We start from the raw sequence: 18763 nt of genomic DNA, 5'->3' as shown, positions 1-18763 counted from the left end.
CCCCTGCCGCTGCCGGCGGCGGCGGCGGCGGCGGCGCGGATCATCTGGCCGAGCCCTGGGCCGTGCCGCTGGAGGAAGCCAAGCTGTCGAGCTTTCTCGCGGCGGACAAGAACATCGCCAGCGATGCGCTCGAGGGCTTGCCCGAGGCCTTTCTCCAGGGCCGCATCGTCGACGCGCAATCCAAGCTCAACGTGATGAACCTGGTGCTGAACGGCGCGCCGGTGCCGGCAGAGATCGCCGTGTTCACAAAGCTGTTCGAGATGCTGGGCCTTCCCGTGCAGGAGGTGGCGGTACTCGCGGCGCAGCTCAGGCGTGCCGTTCCGCCGGCGGCCGCCGCGGGCACAGGCACAGGCACAGGCACAGGCACAGGCAGCGGCGCGGGAACTGGAACTGGAACTGGAACTGGAACTGGAACTGGAGCGGGCGGGGGAACTGGAACTGGAGCGGTCGCGCAGCCCACCGCGGACACCTCGGCCTCCGGCCCGCTGCTGCCGCAGCGCACTGCCCAGTTGGTCTGGCTGGGGCTGTCGCCCTCGACGGTCACTGCACTGGAGCCCTATGTCACGATCTTGCCCGGGCGCACCAAGCTCAACATCAATACCGCCAGCGCCGAAGCACTGGCCGCCAGCGTGCCCTCTCTCGACCTGGCGAGCGCCAAGCGCGTCGTCGCGCAGCGCGCGACGCGCTACTTTCGTACCGAGGCAGACGCCAACAAGGTGCTCGCCCCAGGCTCCGGCCAATTCAACGGCCAGCAGCACAGCGTGGGGACCAGCTACTTCGAAGTCCAAGGCCGGCTGCGGCTGAACGACGCCTGGGTCGAGGAGCATTCGCTGCTCCAGCGCGACGGCCTCAACCTGCGAATCATCTGGCGCGAACGTGGTGCGGGCGCCACGTCCATCGCGCCGAAGTCCTGAGCGGAAACCTTTGGTCACGCTTATGGGATTAAATGCATCGCAGCGCCCATGCCCCGGGCAGAAAGCGCTATCAATTTTGTAGCATCGGATGTGAACCATCCTCCTACAATGGCGACCCCCTATCGATCATGGCCTTCCTGCTCGTCACCGCTCCTCTCCCTCCTGCGCCTGCCGGCGGCGACTACGGCTGGGCGGTCTGGTCCAGCGATGGCCGCAAGCTGCGCTCCCAAGGCAGCGCGCCACCGGCCCTGTTGCCGAGCGGCGACGAACTGATCCTGTGTGTGCCTGCTGCCACGCTGTCCTGGCACCAGGTCACCCTGCCGCAGGGCAGCATGAGCAGCGGCGTGCGCCTGCGCTCGGTGCTCAACGGCCTGCTCGAAGACCGGCTGCTCGATGACCCCGAGCAATTGCACTTCGCCCTGCAGCCGGACCCGCGCCCCGGCGTGCCCGTATGGGTCGCAGCCTGCAACCGGCTCTGGCTGCGCGGCGTGGTGCAGGCCCTCGAGAGCGCAGGCCGCCGCGTCACGCGCATCGTTCCCGAATTCACGCCGCAACCGGCCGGCGCTGCGCCGATGATCTTCGCCATCGGCGAGCCCGGCACCGCCCAGCTGGTGGTCTGCGACACCGAAGGAGTCACCCCGCTGCCGCTCGATCCCGCAGGTGCCGCGCTGGTCGGCACGGTGCCCGAAGGTACGGCCGTGCTGGCCGAGCCGGCCGTGGCCGAGCTCGCGGAAAGCCTGCTGGGACGGCGCGTGCCGATCGTCAAGCCGCCCGCGCGCTGGCTGCAGGCCAGCCGCTCGCCCTGGGATCTCGCGCAGTTCGACCTTGCCTCCACCGGCCGCGCGCGCGCCAGCAAGAAGCTGGTGGCGATCTGGCGCGCGCTGTGGCACGGGCCCGAATGGCGGCTCGCGCGCTGGGGCGCACTGGTGCTGGTGCTGACGCAGCTCATCGGCCTCAACGCCTGGGCCTGGAAGGAGCGCAACGCGCTCGACCACAAGCGGGCACAGGTGAACAACATCCTCAGGCAGACCTTCCCCTCGGTGCAGTTGGTGGTCGACGCACCGGTACAAATGGTGCGCGAGGTCGCGACGCTGCAGCAGGCCACGGGCGGCGTATCGGCGATCGACCTCGAGCCCATGCTCGGCGCGGTCGCCACCAGCCTGCCGTCGGGGCGGGTTCCCAGCGCCATCGATTACACCGCGGGTCAGCTGCGCCTGCGCGGGCTGGGCCTGCAACCCTCGGAGGCCAACCAGGTCGCAGCGACGCTTTCCGCGCGTGGCTACAACGCCCGCAGCGAAGGCGACCTGCTGCTGGTCCAGGCGGAGGCCCCGCGATGAACTGGCTCGAATCCATGGAAGCGCGCTGGCAGGCCTGGTGGCCCGAGCTGGAGCCGCGCGAACAGCGCCTGATCGGTGCGGCGGCTGCGCTTGTGCTGCTGGCCCTGCTGTGGTGGGTGGCGCTGGCGCCGGCACTGCGCACACTGTCCGCGGCGCCCGCCGAGCACGCCAGGCTCGACGCCCAGCTGCAGCAGATGACCACGCTGCAAACCCAGGCCAAGGCTCTCCAGGCCCAGCCGCGCGCGAGCCGCGACGATGCGGTGCGCGCCCTCGAAAGCTCGGTGCGCCAGAGCCTCGGGCCCAACGCGCAGCTGCAGCCTGCCGCGTCGGGCGACGGCATCACGGTCGCGGTGCGCACCGTCCCGGCGGACACCCTGGCCCAGTGGCTGGCCCAGGCCCGCAGCAATGCGCGCGCGGTCCCTCGCGAAGCACACCTTGCGCGCGGTGCGCAGAGCGGGCCAGCAGCCGCCGGCGCTGCCCCGGCGGCGGGCGCCAGGAATAACGAGCGTCCCGCCGTGCGCTGGGACGGCACGCTGGTCATGGGCCTGCCGCCCCGTTGATTTCGATGGCCACCCGACGCGACCTCTCCGCCCCCAGCGCCGCCACCGGCCGCGGCTGGGCCCTGCTCGGCGTGCTGCTCGGTGCGCTGCTGGCCCTCTCGCTCTACGCGCCGGCGCGCTGGCTCGCCGCCGGCCTGGCGCGCTGGAGTGACGGCCACCTGCAGCTGGTCAACGCGCGTGGCACGGTGTGGAACGGCACCGGCGGCGTGGTGTTCGCCAGCGGCGCCGGCGGCGTCGAAGCGATCTCCCTGCCCGGCACCGTCGCCTGGACCCTGCGGCCGCGCTGGGACGGCGTGGCGGCAACGCTTCAGATCCCCTGCTGCGCGCCGCAGCCGCTGCAGTTCAGGGCCCAGCCACGTCCCAGCGGCCTGCAACTGGCCTGGGCGGACGGCCGCTCCCGGTGGCCCGCCGCGCTGCTCAGCGGCTTCGGCGCGCCCTGGAACACGCTCAAGCCCGAAGGAGTGCTCGACCTGTCGATGCAAGCCTTCATGATGCAGTGGAGCGGCCAGCAGCTCCGGCTGGCCGGACGCGCCACGCTCGACGCCATGGACATCTCCTCCAGCCTGTCGACCCTGAAGCCGATGGGCAGCTACCGCATCACGCTTGAAGGCGGCCCCTCGCCCACCCTGCTGCTGACCACGCGAGAGGGCAGTCTGCAGCTCAATGGCAGCGGCCGCTGGAACGGCCGCGCCCTGCGCTTCGACGGCGAGGCCAGCGCGGCGCCGGGGCGCGAGGACGCGCTGTCGAACTTGTTGAACATCATCGGGCGACGCGAGGGCGCGCGCTCGATCATCACCCTGGGCTGACCCATGAAATCACCATCCCACTGCGCCATGCGCCTGTGCACCGTCGCCCTCGCGGTGCATCTGCTGGCTGCCGCCTGCATGCCGGCCGCCTTCGCGCAGGAAAGCGCCCCGCCGCCGCGCCGCGGCGAGCCGATCACGCTGAACTTCACCAACGCCGAGATCGAGTCGGTGGCGCGCACCATGGCCGTCGTGACCGGGCGCGACGTGGTCGTCGACCCGCGCGTCAAGGGCACGATCAACCTGCAGACCGATCGGCCGATCTCGCCCGCCGCCGCCTTCAACCAGTTCGCCGCCGCGCTGCGCCTGCAGGGCTTCGCGGTCGTTCAGTCCGAGGGGCTCTACAAGGTGGTGCCCGAGGCCGACGCCAAGCTGCAGAGCAATGCGGTCACCACATCGACGTCCGCCACCGCCAGCCTCTCCGGCAACCAGATTGTCACCCAGGTCTTCAGGCTCAACTACGAGGCGGCCAACAATCTGCTGCCGGTGCTGCGTCCGCTGATCGCGCCCAACAACACGATCAACGTGAACCCGGGCAACAACTCGCTGGTGATCACCGACTATGCGGAGAACATGCGCCGGCTGGCCCGCATCATCGCGGCGCTGGATGTGCCCAACGCCTCCGACGTCGAGGTCATCCCGCTCAAGCATTCCGTGGCGACCGACCTGGTGCCGGTTCTCACGCGCCTGGCCGAGGGCGGCACTGCCACCGCGCCGGGGCAACCCGCGGCCGCGCCCGGCACCACAGATGCATCCTTCCGCACCACCCTTCTGGCCGAGCCTCGCAGCAACGCGATCATCATGCGCGCCGCGAACCCTGCACGCTCGCAGCTCATCCGCACGCTGATCGCCAGGCTCGACCGCGCGCCCATCGACTCCGGCAACGGCGCGGCCGGCAACATCTACGTGGTCTACCTCAAGAACGCCGACGCCGTGCGGATCGCCACCACGCTGCGAGCCGCGCTGACGAGCGCGCAGGCCGGTACGCCGGGTGCCCAGGGCACGGCCGGCGCCAGCCCGATCACCGGGGGGGCTCAGCAGCAACCACAGCAGCAGCTCAACCAGATGGCCAGCACCGGAGGCGGCCTGAGCGCCGCCACCACGCCGGTCAGTACCACCGCGCCGCCCTCCACAGGCGGGCAGATCCAGGCCGATCCGGCCACCAACTCGCTGATCATCAGCGCGCCCGAGCCGCTCTACCGGCAGTTGCGCGCGGTGATCGACCGGCTCGACAGCCGCCGCGCGCAGGTGCTGATCGAAAGCCTGATCGTCGAGGTCAACGCCGACAAGGCCGCCGAGTTCGGCGTCCAGTGGCAAGCCGGCCTCGGCAACACCGGTGACCGCAACGTCGGCGTGATCGGCACCAACTCCAGCCTGGGCGGCGCCAACATCATCGACTTGGCAGTCGGCCTGGCGACCGGCAATACAGCAACCCGGCCCTCCAGCGGCTTCAACTTCGGCATCGGCCATCGCTACGGCGACAACGGCCAGTACGTGCTGGGCTTCCTGGCCCGCTTCCTGTCCAGCAACGGCGAGGGCAACGTGCTGTCCACGCCGAACCTGCTGACGCTGGACAACGAAGAGGCCAAGATCGTGGTCGGCCAGAACGTGCCCTTCGTCACCGGCCAGTACACCAACACCGGCAGCAGCACCAACACCGTCAACCCCTTCCAGACCATCGAGCGCAAGGACGTGGGCCTGACGCTGCGCGTGCGCCCGCAGATCAGCGAGACCGGCACGGTCAAGATGCAGATCTTCCAGGAGGTCTCCAGCGTGGTCGCGTCCACCGTCAACAACATCAACGGCCCCACCACCACCAAGCGCTCGATCGAGTCGAACGTGCTGGTCGACGACGGCAACATCATCGTGCTGGGCGGCCTACTGTCCGACGAGTACTCGAACTCCCAGGAGAAAGTCCCCGGGCTGGGCGACGTGCCGGTCCTCGGCAACCTGTTCAAGAGCGAGGTGCGCAGCCGCAGGAAGACCAACCTGATGGTGTTCCTGCGGCCCACCGTCGTGCGCGACCAGCTCTCCGGCGACGCCATCACCGCCGACCGCTACGACGCGCTGCGCGCACTGCAGCAGACGCAACAGCCGTCGACCGACAACCCCATGCTCAACGCGGTGCGCGATTCGGTGATCCTGCCGCCGCTGCCGGCGGTCAGGCAGGGCGATCCCTCGCGCCGCATCGAAGGAACGCAGCTGATTCCGCCGCCGCTGCCGCCCCAGCATGCGCCGCTGCCTCCGGGGGGCCCGCTCAGGGGCGCGCTGCCACCCACCGCCGACCCCTCCACCGCGCGCGAACTGCCCTGAGGTTCGAGCCATGCGCTATCCCCTTCCCTATGCCTTCGCGCGCACCCAGCAACTGCTGCTGGAAGAGTCGGACGACGGCGCCCTCACGCTCTGGATGCCGCAGACGCCGCCCAAGAGCGCACTCAGCGAAGTGGTGCGCAAGTACCCCGTCAAGGCCTTCGAGCCGCTGACACCCGTCGAGCTGGCCCAGCGCATCTCGGCCGCGTATGCCAAAGGCGAGTCGAACGCCGCCGCGGTCGTCAGCGAGGTACAGAGCGACGCCGACCTGTCGCGCATGATGCAGGAGCTGCCCGCGGTTGAAGACCTGCTGGAAAGCGCCGGCGACGCGCCCATCATCCGCATGCTCAACGCCCTGCTCACGCAGGCGGCGCGCGACGGTGCCAGCGACATCCACATCGAGCCCTACGAGCGCACATCCTCCGTGCGCTTTCGCATCGACGGCACGCTGCGCGAAGTGGTGCAGCCCAACCGGGCGCTGCACGCTGCGCTGATCTCGCGCCTGAAGATCATGGCCGACCTCGACATCGCCGAGAAGCGGCTGCCGCAGGACGGGCGCATCAGCCTGCGCATCGGCACCCGTGCGGTGGACGTGCGAGTCTCGACGCTGCCCTCGGCGCACGGCGAGCGCGCCGTGCTGCGCCTCTTGGACAAGTCCGAGAGCAAGCTCACGCTGGAGTCGGTGGGCATGCAGGGCGACACGCTGGCGCGCTTCCTGCACCTGATCAACCAGCCGCACGGCATCATCCTGGTCACCGGGCCGACCGGCTCGGGCAAGACCACCACCCTCTACTCCGCGCTCGGCCGTCTCGACTCGGCCCACAGCAACATCATGACGGTGGAGGATCCGATCGAGTACGAGCTGCCCGGCGTCGGCCAGACGCAGGTCAACGCCAAGATCGACCTCACCTTCGCCAAGGCCCTGCGGGCCATCCTGCGGCAGGACCCGGACGTCATCATGATCGGCGAGATCCGCGACTTCGAGACTGCGCAGATCGCGATCCAGGCCTCGCTCACCGGCCACCTGGTGCTGGCCACACTGCACACCAACGATTCGGTCAGCGCAGTGACGCGGCTGACCGACATGGGGGTCGAGCCTTTCCTGCTGAGCTCGTCGCTGCTCGGCGTGCTGGCGCAGCGGCTGGTGCGCCGCCTCTGCCCGGTGTGCGCCGTGCCGAGCGCCGCCGGCGACGAAGCCGAGCCCGTGGGCTGCGAGGCCTGCGGCCAGACCGGCTACCAGGGCCGCACCGGCATCTTCGAGCTGCTGGTGGCGGACGACACGATACGCTCCCTGGTGCACAACCGTGCGCCGGAAAGCCAGCTCTTCGTCGCGGCCGAGCGCGGCGGGCTGCGTTCGATGCGCGAGGACGGGGAGCGGCTGGTCAAGACCGGCGTGACATCGCGGGCCGAGCTGCTGCGGGTGACGCGGGACTGACCCGCGTCCCCGCCCTCACTCCAGCACGACCAGATTGCGCGTCTGCGGATCGGTCTCCACGGCCCGCACGCGGCCGGCGTTGTCGAACAGCACCTGGAACTCGCTGAAGCTGCCCAGCCACATGCGCCAGATGGGGGCGTCGAGGTTCGGGTTCTCGCTGCTGATCGGATAGCCCACGGCCATGGCGACCTGTTCGCGCGTCATTCCCTTGGTCACGCGCGCCGACTTGATGGCCTCGCGGATCCTGGGCGGAAAGCCCGCGATGCGGGCCGCCGGGTCCTCGGTGACCACATAGCGCTTGGCGAAGGTACCCAGGTCCAGGTCGCGGCTGTAGTCGTTGCCGATGTCCTGCTTCTTGCCGTCGATCAGCACGTTGACGCGCTGGCGGCCATAGCCGGTCACCTGGGCCGGCGTGCCGACGGGGATGACGCGCTTGCCGCTCTCGGCGTAGTTGCTGTCGCTGATCCAGCTTCCGTCGGTACGCAGGTTGCAGCAGAGAAAGCCGTTGTAGGTCGGACGGTCCTGCGCGGCGGCGGGCAACGACAGCGCGCCCAGCAGTGCGGCAACGGCAAGGGCGGAAGTACGAAATGGCATGGCTACTCCTCGGTTTGATGTTGTGAAGGCCGTGTGACGAAAAGGCAGCGCCAAACGTCGACAATGCGGACTCGCGCATTTTGCCGCCAGTCCCCATGCCCGCCTATTCATTCGAAGCCATAGACCAACAGGGGCAGCCCCGCAAGGGCGTGCTCGAAGCCGACACCGCGCGCAGCGCGCGCGGCGTGCTGCGCGCGCAGGCCCTGATCCCGCTGTCGGTGACGGCGGTCGGCAGCACCGAGGGCGGCGCACCCGCCTCGGGCGGCTGGCGCCGCCTGCTCGGCGGCAGGCGCATCTTCAATTCCACCACCCTCGCGGTCTGGACGCGGCAGCTGGCCGGGCTGGTGTCTTCGGGCCTGCCGCTCGAACGCGCGCTGACCGCGCTGACCGACGAGGCCGAGACCGAGGAGCAGCGCAACCTGGTCGCCTCGCTGCGGGCCGACGTCAACGCGGGCTCGCCCTTCGGCCGCACGCTGTCGCAGCACCCGCGCGAGTTCTCGCCCATCTACACCGCGGTGATCAGTGCCGGCGAGCAGACCGGCAACCTGGGGCTGGTGCTCGAGCGCCTGGCCGACGACCTGGAGCAGCGCCAGGCCCTGCAGCAGAAGCTGGTCGGCGCTGCGCTCTACCCTGCCATCGTCACGCTGGTCGCCATCGTGATCGTGGTCTTCCTGGTCAGCTACGTGGTCCCGCAGGTGGCCAACGTGTTCGCGGGCACCAAGCGCGCCCTGCCGATCCTGACCGTGATCATGCTGGCGCTCAGCGACTTCGTGCGCAACTACGGCTGGCTGATGCTGGGCGCGATCGTCGTGATGGTCATCGTCGCGCGCATGGCGCTGGCGCGCGCGGCCTTCCGCGAGCGCTTCGACGCCGCCTGGCTCGAGCTGCCGCTGGTGGGCCGCCTCTCGCGCGGCTACAACGCGGCGCGCTTCGCCAGCACCCTGGCCATGCTGGCCACCGCCGGCGTGCCCATCCTGCGCGCGCTGCAGGCCGCCTCCGAGACCCTGGGCAACCGCGCGATGCGCGCCGATGCGCTCGATGCGCTGGTGCTGGTGCGCGAAGGTGCGCCGCTGGCCTCGGCGCTGGCGCAGAAGAAGCGCTTCCCCGGCATCGTCTCCATGTTCGCGCGGCTCGGCGAGCAGACCGGCACCCTGCCCCTGATGCTGCAGCGCGCAGCCACGCAACTGGGCGCCGAGGTGCAGCGCCGGGCCATGCACCTGGCCACCATCCTCGAGCCGCTCCTGATCGTCGCGATGGGCGCGGTGGTGATGCTGATCGTGCTGGCGGTGCTGATGCCGATCATCCAGCTCAACCAGTTCGTCAAGTAGCCACCCATGCCGGTCTCCCTGGACGACAAGCTGGTGGTCGCGATCTCGTCTCGCGCCCTGTTCAACCTGGAAGAAGAAAACCGCCTGTTCGATGCCGGTGACCCCGACGCCTACATGCGGCTGCAGCTCGAGCGGCTCGACGTGCCGGCGGCGCCCGGCATCGCCTACTCGATGATCCGCAAGCTGCTGCGCTTCAACGACGACGGCATCCAGCGCGTCGAGGTCGTGATCCTCTCGCGCAACGACCCGGTCTCCGGCATGCGCATCTTCAACTCCGGCGCAGCGGCCGAACTGCGCGTGCAGCGAGGCGTGTTCACGCAGGGGCGGCCTCCCTACCGCTACCTCCGGCCGCTCAATGCCGACATCTTCCTGTCGGCCAACGCATCGGACGTGCGCGAGGCGCTCGCCGCCGGCTTCCCGGCAGCGCATGTCCGGGTCGACGGCGTGCTGGCCAGCGCCCTGCACCCCGACGAAGTGCGCATCGCCTTCGACGGCGACGCGGTCCTCTTCTCCGACGAGGCCGAAAGGGTGTTCCAGCTCGAAGGCCTGGATGCCTTCCAGGCGCACGAGACCAGCAAGGCCGGGGTGCCGCTCGGGGCCGGCCCCTTCAAGCCTTTCCTCGTGGCCCTGCACCGGCTGCAGCAGGCCTCGAGCACCGGCATGCGGATCCGCACCGCGCTGGTGACGGCGCGCGGCGCCCCTGCCCACCGCCGCGCCATACAGACGCTGATGGACTGGAACATCCGTGTCGACGAAGCCATGTTCCTCGGCGGCCTGTCCAAGGGCGAGTTCCTGCGCGAATTCGAGCCCGACTTCTTTTTCGACGACCAGACCGGCCATGTCGATGCGGCCGCGCGCCATGTCCCGGCGGGGCATGTGTCCAGCGGGATCAGCAACCCACGCTGACCTCGGCTGGCTCTAGCGGCGTTTCAGAACCGCTTAAGGGAGCGGCCGGCACTGGCGCTACGATGGCCTGGAAGGCGCTGCTTCCAGCCGCCAACCCGAGCCCCACGCCCATGAACGATCCCGTCCGCTCCACGAGCATGCTCGCCACGCTGCGCCGCATCGGGGCGCTTGCTGCGCCCTACTTCCGTTCAGAGGACCGATGGAAGGCCCGGGGCCTGCTCCTCGTCATCATCGTGCTCAACCTCGGCACGGTCTACATGGCGGTGCTCAACAACCAGTGGTTCGGCCGCTTCTACAACGCGCTCGAGAACCGCGACCAGGCGGTGTTCTGGCGCGAGCTGGGCTTCTTCTGCTGGATCGCCTTCGGTGCCATCACGATCGGCATCCTCAAGTTCTACCTGACTCAATTGCTGCAGATCCGCTGGCGCGCATGGATGACGCGCAGCTATCTCACGCGCTGGATCGCCGACCGCACCTTCTACCGGCTCGAGCTCGCGCGCTACGCGGGCGGCGGCGACACCCAGTCGCCCGACAACCCCGACCAGCGCATCCAGGAAGACCTGCAGCTGTTCACCGACTACACGGTCACTCTGTCGATGGGGCTGCTCAACGCGGTGGTCACGCTGGTGAGCTTCATCGGCATCCTGTGGGGCCTGAGCGGCGTGGTCGACTTCAAGCTCGGCGGCAGCACCTACGAAGTCGCGGGCTCGATGGTCTGGCTCGCCATCGCCTACTGCGTGGTGGGCACCGTCATCACCCACTACATCGGCCGGCCGCTGATCGGCACCAACTTCAGGCAGCAGCGCTTCGAAGCCGACTTCCGCCACCACCTGGTTCGGGTGCGCGAGTACAGCGAGGCGATCGCGCTGGACCGCGGCGAAGGCGTCGAGCACGCCCAGCTGGAGAAGCGCTTCGGCGCCGTGCTGCGCAACTACCTGACGCTGATCCGCCAGCAGAAGAACCTGGTGTCCTTCACGCTCTCCTTCGGGCAGGCGGCCGCGGTGTTCCCCTTCATCATCGCCGCGCCGCGATTCTTCGGCGGCGCCTTCCCGCTGGGGCAGCTGATGCAGATCGTGACGGCCTTCGACAAGGTGCAGACGCAGCTGAGCTGGTTCATCGACAACTACGACCGCGTCGCCGTCTGGCGCGCCACGGCCGACCGTCTCACCAGTTTCGACGATGCCATGCGCGTCCATGCGAAGCCCGATAGCGCGATGGTGCGCGAAAGCGGGAGCTCGCTGAACGCCCATGACCTCGACATCGCACTGCCCAACGGCATCCCGCTGCTCGCCAAGACCGCCCTCAGCGTCAAGCCGGGCGAACACGTGCTGCTGCAGGGCCCCTCGGGCAGCGGCAAGTCGACGCTGTTCCGTTCGTTCGCCGGGATCTGGCCCTTCGCGCGCGGCAGGGTCTCGATGCCCGAGAACGCGATGTTCATTCCGCAGCGGCCGTATGTGCCCGACGGCAAGCTCCGCGACGCCCTCGCCTATCCGCAGCCGGCGGGCGACTACAGCGACGCGCAGCTGAAACAGGCTCTCGAGGATGCGTTGCTGCCCGGGCTTGCCCACCGGCTCGACGATGTCGACACGTGGAGTCACAAGCTCTCCGGCGGCGAGCAGCAGCGGCTGGCGATCGCGCGCGTGCTGCTCAAGAAGCCCGCCTGGCTGTTTGCCGACGAGGCGACCAGCGCGCTCGATGCGCAGGCCGAGGAGACGCTCTACAAGCGCCTGGCGGAAGGCGTGCGCGCGGCCGGCGGAGCGATGGTGTCGATCGCGCACCGGGCCTCGGCCGCGGCTTTCCACGACAAGCGCTGGACCCTGGTGCCGCAACCCGAAGGCACGGGACCGCGTTACCGGCTCGACGCGGCGTAGCGCTCCCAACCGCGAGCGCGCAGCTCGCAGGCCGGGCAATTGCCGCAGCCATAGCCCCATGCGTGGCGCTGGTCGCGCTCGCCCAGGTAGCAGGTGTGGGTGTCCTCGATGACCAGGTCGACGAGCGGCTGCCCGCCCAGCCGGTGCGCCATGGCCCAGGTCGCGGCCTTGTCGATCCACATCAGCGGCGTCTCGACCACGAAGCGCCGGTCCATGCCTAGCGAGAGCGCGAGCTGCATCGCCTTCATGGTGTCGTCGCGGCAGTCGGGGTAGCCCGAGAAGTCGGTCTCGCAGACGCCGGTGACGATCACCTCCAGCCCGCGCCGGTAGGCCAGTGCGCCGGCCAGCGTGAGGAACAGAAGATTGCGCCCCGGCACGAAGGTGTTGGGCAGGCCGTTGGCCTGCATCTCGAACGCGATGTCCTGCGTCAGGGACGACTCGCTGATCTGTCCCAGCACGTCGACCTTGACCAGGTGGTCCTCGCCCAGCCGTGGCGCCCACTGCGGGAAGCGCTCGCGCAGATGCGCCAGCACGGTGCGGCGCGCTTCGAGCTCCACGCTGTGGCGCTGGCCGTAGTCGAAGCCAATGGTCTCGACGCGCTGGTACTTGTCGAGCGCCTCGGCCAGGCAGGTGGTGGAGTCCTGGCCGCCGGAAAAGAGGACGAGTGCGGTGGTGTGCATCGGGTGTCGACTCTCGGCTCAGAGAAACCGTTCCAGCAGCTTGCGCGACCCACGGTCCAGCGCCTTCACATCCGGAATGCGGAACTGCACGCCATGGGCGCTCGCGATCAGCAGTGCGCCGCCTTCGAGCCGGCGGATGTCCTCCTCGGCCTTGAGCACGAACCGGGCGTCGCCGCGGTCGGTGCTGACGGTCCAGGTGCTCGGCACGCCGAAGCTCGAGACCCTGTGCAGCTTCAGCAGCATGGGCGCGAAGTCGCGCGCGGCCAAGTCCTCGGCGAGCAGGGCGCGCGCCGGCTCGGGCAGGTCGGCCAGCCGATCGATCCACAGCAGCTCGCGGCCTTCGCTGCCGACCAGCGACAGGCCCTCGTCCGGCGCACTCAGCGGAAAGGCGCGCACCGGCACCACGCCGACGTGACGGACCCCTTCGGCCTCGATCAGCACCAGGTGGCCGAAGGCATCGCGTTCCAGCTTGAAACTGGCGCTCATCATGCGTCTCCCGCCGGATGGGCCGCATGCCCGCCGAACCCCAGCGCAGCCCCGGCCCGCTCGGCCGCCGAGCCGGGGCTCTCGTCGTCGGCCTGCCGCAACTGCGCCTGGTAGAGCCGCCAATAGGCGCCCTGCTTCTCCATCAGCGCGTCGTGCGGACCGACCTCCACGATCTCGCCGCGGTCCATCACCACCAGCCGGTCGGCCTTGCGCAGGGTCGAGAGCCGGTGCGCGATGGCAATGGTGGTGCGGCCCTGCACCAGGTTGTCCAGCGCCTTCTGGATTTCCTTCTCGGTCTCGGTGTCCACCGCCGAGGTGGCTTCGTCGAGGATCAGGATGCGCGGATCGATCAACAACGCCCGCGCAATGCTGATGCGCTGCCGCTCCCCGCCCGAAAGCCCTTGCCCGCGCTCGCCCACCAGCGAGTCGTAACCGTGCGGCAGGCGCAGGATGAAGTCGTGCGCATGCGCCGCGCGCGCAGCGGCCACGATCTCCTCGCGCGTTGCCTCGGGCTTGCCATACGCGATGTTCTGGGCGATGGTGCCGAAGAACAGGAAGGGCTCCTGCAGCACCAGCCCGACGTGGCGGCGGTAGTCGGCCACCGCGAAGCGGCGGATGTCGGTGCCATCGACCAGGATGGCACCGTCGGTCACGTCATAGAAGCGGCAGATCAGGTTGACCAGCGTGCTCTTGCCGGAGCCGCTGTGCCCCACCAGGCCGATCATCTCGCCCGGCTCGATCACCAGGTCGAGGTCGCGGATCACGGCGCGGCTGCCGTAGCGGAAGCCCACGTCGCGCATCTGGATGCGGCCCTGCACGCGCTCGATCTTCACCGGGTCCGCGGGCTCGGGCACGTTGCTCACATGGTCGAGGATGTCGAAGATGCGCTTGGCGCCCGCCGCCGCCTTCTGCGTGACGGAGACGATGCGGCTCATCGAATCGAGCCGCGTGTAGAAGCGCCCGATGTAGGCGATGAAGGCGGTCAGCACGCCTACCGTGATGTTGTGGCGCGCGACCTGCCAGATGCCGAAGCCCCAGACCACCAGCAGGCCGATCTCGGTCAGCAGCGACACGCTGGGCGTGAACAGCGACCAGGTCTTGTTGAGCTTGTCGTTGACCTGCAGGTTGTAGAGGTTTGCGGCCCGGAAGCGGTCCGCCTCGCGCTTCTCCTGCGCGAAGGCCTTGACCACGCGGATGCCGGGGATGGTGTCGGCCAGCACGTTGGTCACCTCGCTCCAGACGCGGTCGATCTTCTCGAAGCCGGTGCGCAGGCGGTCGCGCACCACGTGGATCATCCAGGCGATGAAGGGCAGCGGCACCAGCGTGACGACCGCCAGCAGGGGGTTGATCGACACCAGGATGACCGCGGTCATCGCGATCATCAGCACGTCGGTCAGGAAATCGAGCGCGTGCAGCGACAGGAACACGTTGATGCGGTCGGTCTCGGAGCCGATGCGCGCCATCAGGTCCCCGGTGCGCTTGCCGCCGAAGTAGTCGAGCGGCAAGGTCAGAAGGTGTTCGTAGGTGGTGGTGCGCAGGTCGGCGCCGATGCGCTCCGAGACCAGCGCCAGCAGGTAGGTACGGGCCCAGCCCAGCGCCCAGCCGGTGAGTGCCGCGAGCAGCAGGAGGCCCAGGAAGAGCGCGACCTTCTCGACGGCGATCTGCTGGCCGTTCTGGAAGGGGATCAGGATGTCGTCCATCAGCGGGATGGTCAGGTAGGGCGGCACCAGCGTGGCTGCGGTCGAGGCCAGCGTCAGCAGGAAGCCGGCGATCAGCTGCCTGCGGTAGGGCCTGGCGAAGCGGCCCAGGCGCAGCAGCACCCAGGTGGAGGGCGGGGTCTGCAACTCGGGCTCGGGCAGGGGGCTCTCGTCGGCCTCCGCCTCTGTCGCCGGCGCGACACCGGCGGCGCGCTGGCCGAGGAGCTTCTGCAGCCGCAGCGCCGCCGCCTGGTGTGCCAGGGTGTAACGCCACCGTGCGAGCCGGCCCCGGCCGTCCAGCAGGTCCAGGGTGCCGATGCCGGCATGGTCGGCCAGCCGCAGCTCGAGCCCCGGGTGGGCTAGCGGCCACTCGGCCCAGGCCCCCTGTGCGTCACGGGCGAGCAGGCGCCGATCGGTCAGGGCGAGCAGGCCGGAAGCAAACCGAAGTTCGCCATCAAGGTCAACCGGGATCGTCGCCAGCACGTTCTCCGCAGCTCTGAGCCGGCTTTTCAGCGCGTCTGAAGCCCCCTCCTCTTCGCCCCTCGGGGTGCCGACTGGATCGTGATGTTGCATTGTGTTTCTATGTGTCTGGCCCGCCGGGGGCCGCTTCATGGCGCTCGCCGGGCGCCGATTCTGACCGATGCCCATGGGCGTGCTTGAAGTCGCCGCCGTGCTCGGCCAAAGCACAACGAACGTTTGCATGACCCGTTTCGACGACATCCGCCTCCTGCGCGTCAATTACCTGCGCGGCCCGAACCTCTGGACCTACCGGCCCGTGCTGGAAGTCTGGCTCGACCTGGGCACGCTGGAAGACCACCCGTCCAACAGGATCGACGGCTTCACCGAGCGCCTGACCGCCCTGCTGCCGGCCCTGGTAGAGCACCACTGCGGCGTCGGCGAGCGCGGCGGCTTCATCCAGCGCCTCACCGAAGGCACCTGGGCCGGCCATGTGCTGGAGCACGTGGTGATCGAGCTGCTCAACCTGGCCGGCATGCCCACCGGCTTCGGGCAGACCCGCAGCACCTCGCAGCACGGCGTCTACCGGATGGTGTTCCGGGCGCGCGACGAACAGGTCGCCCGCGTCGCATTGGCCGAGGGCCACCGCCTGCTGATGGCCACCATCAACAACGCCCCCTTCGACGCCGCCGACGTTCAGCGCGCGGTCGATGCCGTCAAGGCCAAGGTCGAGGACTGCTACCTCGGCCCGAGCACGGCCTGCATCGTCAGCGCCGCGACCGATCGCGGCATCCCGCACATGCGCCTGAACAGCGGCAACCTCGTGCAGCTGGGCTATGGCGCCCATCAGCAGCGCATCTGGACCGCGGAGACCGACTACACCAGCGCGATCGGCGAATCCATCGCCAGCGACAAGGAGCTCACCAAGACGCTGCTGGCCGCCTGTGGCGTGCCGGTGCCCGAAGGCCAGGTAGTCGCCAGCGCCCAGGAGGCCTGGGACGCCGCCGAGGACATCGGCCTGCCCGTGGTGGTCAAGCCCTCCGACGCCAACCACGGCCGCGGCGTCTCGCTCGAGCTGAACACCCGCGAGGAGGTGGAAGCTGCCTTCGCCGTCGCCGAACCCGAGGGCAGCGACGTGATGGTCGAGCGCTTCGTCCTCGGCCACGAGCATCGCCTGCTGGTGGTGGGCGGCCAGGTGGTGGCGGCCGCGCGCGGCGAGATCATCACCGTGACGGCCGACGGCCGCTCCACCGTGGCCCAGTTGATCGACAGCCAGCTCAACAGCGACCCGCGGCGCGGCGCCGAGGAGGAATTCCCGCTCGACGTGCTGGACATCGGGACCGACGCCAAGCTGCAGCTCGAGCTCAAGCGCCAGGGCCTGGACGCCGAGGCCGTGCCGGTGGCGGGCCGGGTGGTCACCATCCAGCGCAACGGCAACATGGCCTTCGACTGCACCGACCAGGTCCATCCGGAGGTCGCCCATGCTGCCGTGCTGGCCGCTCGGGTGGTGGGCCTGGACATCGCCGGCATCGATCTCGTGGCGCAGGACATCGCCCGCCCGCTGGCATCGCAGGGCGGCGCCATCGTCGAGGTCAACGCGGGCCCTGGCCTGCTGATGCACCTGAAGCCCGCCGTGGGCTCGCCCCGGCCGGTGGGCCGCGCGATCTGCGACCACCTGTTCCCCGCTGAAACGTCCGGCCGCATTCCCGTGGTGGGCGTGGCCGGCTCGCGCGGCACCGCCGTGCTGGCGCGCCTGGTCGCCTGGCTGGTGGGCCTGGGCGGCCGCCACACCGGCCTGGCCTGCCGCGACGGCCTGTTCCTGGAGCGCCGCCGCGTCGATGCGCGCGACAGCGCCAACTTCGACGCCGGCCGCCGCCTGCTGATGAACCGCGCCGTGCAGGCCGTGGTCATCGAGAACGGCGCCGGCACCATCCTGCGCGACGGCCTGGCCTACGACCGCTGCGCGGTCGGCATCGTGACCGACCTGGAAGGTGCCGAAGCGCTGGCCGAGTTCGACATCACCGGGAGCGACCAGATGGTCAAGGTGCTGCGCACCCAGGTCGACGTGGTGCTGCCCGAAGGCACCGCCGTGCTCAACGCGGCGGACATGCGCGTCGCCGGCCTGGCGCCGTTGTGCGACGGCGAGGTGATCATGTACTCGGCCGATCCGCAGGCCGAGGCGCTGTTCAAGCACCAGCAGGCAGGTGGCAAGGCCGTGCTGGTGCGGCAGGACCGCGTGGTGCTGGCCAACGGCAGCAGCGAATCCTTCCTGCCCGGGCTGGGACGGCTGACCATCTGGCGCGCCACCCATGCGGGCGTCGACCTCGAGAGCCTGCTGGCCGCCGTCGCCGCTGCCTGGGCCCTGGGCATTCCGCTGAGCCTGATCGGCGCCGGCATCGAAGCCTTCGAAGCCGACCTGCAGGCCGCCCTCGCCTCGCTGCAGCTGTCCCAGACCCTTCTTTCGCCCGAGCAACAAATGGCTTGACCGGCAGCGTCCGGTCCCCGAATCGCCCCTCCGCCTCATCGTTATGGACGTCAAACGCATTCGCGCGCTGCGCGGGCCCAATCTCTGGAGCCGCCACACCTGCATCGAGGCCATCGTCACCTGCAGCGGCGACGAGAACGCCGTCGGGCGGCTGCCCGGCTTCGAGAGCCGCCTGCGCGCCCTCTTCCCCACCATCGGCGAACTGCACCCGATCGTCCTGGGCCAGCCGCTGGCGCTGGCCCACGTGCTGGAGAACGCGGCCGTCGCGCTGCAGGCCCAGGCAGGCTGCGCCGTCAACTTCGGCCATACCGCGCGCACCGTCGAGGAGGGCGTCTATCAAGTCGCCTTCCAGTACAGCGAAGAGCACGTCGGCCGGCGCGCCCTGGAGCTCGCCGAGCAGCTGATCGCCGCCGCCCAGGCCGGCGCAGCCTTCGACGCCCACGCCGCCATCACAGAGCTGCGCGACCTCGACGAGTCGGAGCGCCTGGGCCCGAGCACCGGTTCGATCGTCGATGCCGCGGTGGCGCGCGGCATTCCCTATCGCCGCCTCACCAGCGGCAGCCTGGTGCAGTTCGGCTGGGGCTCGAAGCAGCGCCGCATCCAGGCCGCGGAAGTCGACTGCACCAGTGGCGTGGCCGAGTCCATCGCGCAGGACAAGGAGCTCACCAAGCAACTGCTCAACGCCGCCGGCGTGCCGGTGCCGCTGGGCCGCCCCGTCACGAGCGTGGAAGACGGCTGGGCCGCCGCGCAGGAGATCGGCCTGCCGGTGGTGGTGAAGCCGCAGGACGGCAACCAGGGCAAGGGCGTCACCGTCAACATCGGCACGCGCGAGCAGTTGGCCGCCGCCTATGACTCGGCCGCGGCCTACGGCGAGGTGATGGTCGAGAAGTTCCTGCCCGGC

Annotated in this window: 15 protein-coding genes; 11 read left to right on the top strand and 4 right to left on the bottom strand. The window is 69.7% G+C overall.

Annotation, left to right across the window (positions count from 1 at the left end):
* The 6 genes from gspK to gspE form a co-directional block, all read left to right on the top strand.
* Positions 1-914 (top strand): type II secretion system minor pseudopilin GspK (gene gspK / locus APY03_RS08065; RefSeq protein WP_232324192.1); only part of this gene is annotated, 914 nt, incomplete at its 5' end.
* Positions 915-1042: 128 nt separating this feature from the next.
* The gene (gspL, locus tag APY03_RS08060; RefSeq protein ID WP_068675643.1) at positions 1043-2251 is read left to right on the top strand and encodes a type II secretion system protein GspL; all 1209 of its coding nucleotides are present in this window, start codon (positions 1043-1045) and stop codon (positions 2249-2251) included.
* Entirely contained in the window at positions 2248-2811 is a 564-nt protein-coding gene (gene gspM, locus APY03_RS08055) for a type II secretion system protein GspM (RefSeq protein WP_068675641.1), read from the top strand. The genes gspL and gspM overlap by 4 nt, the downstream gene beginning before the upstream one ends.
* A gap of 5 nt (positions 2812-2816) precedes the next feature.
* A complete protein-coding gene (gene gspN / locus APY03_RS41305; protein ID WP_068675639.1) occupies positions 2817-3617 on the top strand; it encodes a type II secretion system protein N in 801 nt (266 codons plus the stop codon).
* Positions 3618-3620: 3 nt separating this feature from the next.
* On the top strand, positions 3621-5927 hold the full coding sequence (gene gspD / locus APY03_RS08045) for a type II secretion system secretin GspD (RefSeq protein WP_102905207.1): 2307 nt from the start codon (positions 3621-3623) through the stop codon (positions 5925-5927).
* 10 nt (positions 5928-5937) lie between these two features.
* Positions 5938-7359, top strand: a complete 1422-nt coding sequence (gene gspE, locus APY03_RS08040) for a type II secretion system ATPase GspE (RefSeq protein ID WP_068675636.1) — start codon at positions 5938-5940, stop codon at positions 7357-7359.
* Between the two features lie 15 nt (positions 7360-7374).
* Here gspE and APY03_RS08035 read toward each other — a convergent pair whose 3' ends face one another.
* Complete coding sequence (locus APY03_RS08035; protein ID WP_068675634.1) at positions 7375-7953, bottom strand: hypothetical protein; 579 nt, start codon at positions 7951-7953, stop codon at positions 7375-7377.
* A gap of 95 nt (positions 7954-8048) precedes the next feature.
* Here APY03_RS08035 and gspF point away from each other — a divergent pair, with 95 nt between their 5' ends.
* From gspF to APY03_RS08020, 3 genes are all read left to right on the top strand, one after another.
* Positions 8049-9281 (top strand): type II secretion system inner membrane protein GspF, encoded by a 1233-nt coding sequence (gene gspF, locus APY03_RS08030; RefSeq protein WP_068675632.1) that lies wholly within the window; start codon positions 8049-8051, stop codon positions 9279-9281.
* A 6-nt stretch (positions 9282-9287) separates the two neighbouring features.
* Entirely contained in the window at positions 9288-10187 is a 900-nt protein-coding gene (locus APY03_RS08025) for a 5'-nucleotidase (RefSeq protein ID WP_068675630.1), read from the top strand.
* 110 nt (positions 10188-10297) lie between these two features.
* Positions 10298-12058, top strand: a complete 1761-nt coding sequence (locus tag APY03_RS08020; RefSeq protein WP_068675784.1) for an ABC transporter ATP-binding protein/permease — start codon at positions 10298-10300, stop codon at positions 12056-12058.
* Here APY03_RS08020 and queC read toward each other — a convergent pair.
* The 3 genes from queC to APY03_RS08005 are packed head-to-tail and all read right to left on the bottom strand — an operon-like array spanning position 12037 to position 15494.
* On the bottom strand, positions 12037-12738 hold the full coding sequence (queC, locus tag APY03_RS08015; protein WP_068675628.1) for a 7-cyano-7-deazaguanine synthase QueC: 702 nt from the start codon (positions 12736-12738) through the stop codon (positions 12037-12039). The two genes, APY03_RS08020 and queC, sit on opposite strands and share 22 nt — an antisense overlap.
* Positions 12739-12756: 18 nt before the next feature.
* Positions 12757-13224, bottom strand: a complete 468-nt coding sequence (locus tag APY03_RS08010) for a cyanophycin metabolism-associated DUF1854 family protein (RefSeq protein ID WP_443082803.1) — start codon at positions 13222-13224, stop codon at positions 12757-12759.
* Positions 13224-15494: a cyanophycin metabolism-associated ABC transporter gene (locus APY03_RS08005; protein ID WP_068675623.1), complete on the bottom strand. Its 2271-nt coding sequence runs from the start codon at positions 15492-15494 to the stop codon at positions 13224-13226. Before APY03_RS08005 ends, APY03_RS08010 begins: the two co-directional genes overlap by 1 nt.
* Positions 15495-15621: 127 nt before the next feature.
* Between APY03_RS08005 and APY03_RS08000 the strand changes: the two genes are divergently transcribed.
* Together APY03_RS08000 and APY03_RS43415 are read left to right on the top strand one after the other, a co-directional pair.
* Positions 15622-17862: a cyanophycin synthetase gene (locus tag APY03_RS08000; RefSeq protein ID WP_232081233.1), complete on the top strand. Its 2241-nt coding sequence runs from the start codon at positions 15622-15624 to the stop codon at positions 17860-17862.
* Positions 17863-17905: 43 nt separating this feature from the next.
* Positions 17906-18763 (top strand): cyanophycin synthetase family protein (locus APY03_RS43415; protein WP_232324191.1); only part of this gene is annotated, 858 nt, incomplete at its 3' end.

Origin of the sequence: Variovorax sp. WDL1, assembly GCF_001541225.1 — a bacterium.
Classification (GTDB): Bacteria; Pseudomonadota; Gammaproteobacteria; order Burkholderiales; family Burkholderiaceae_C; genus Variovorax.
The sequence above is the reverse complement of the archived record's forward strand: the minus strand, read 5'-3'. Positions and strand labels throughout refer to the sequence as shown.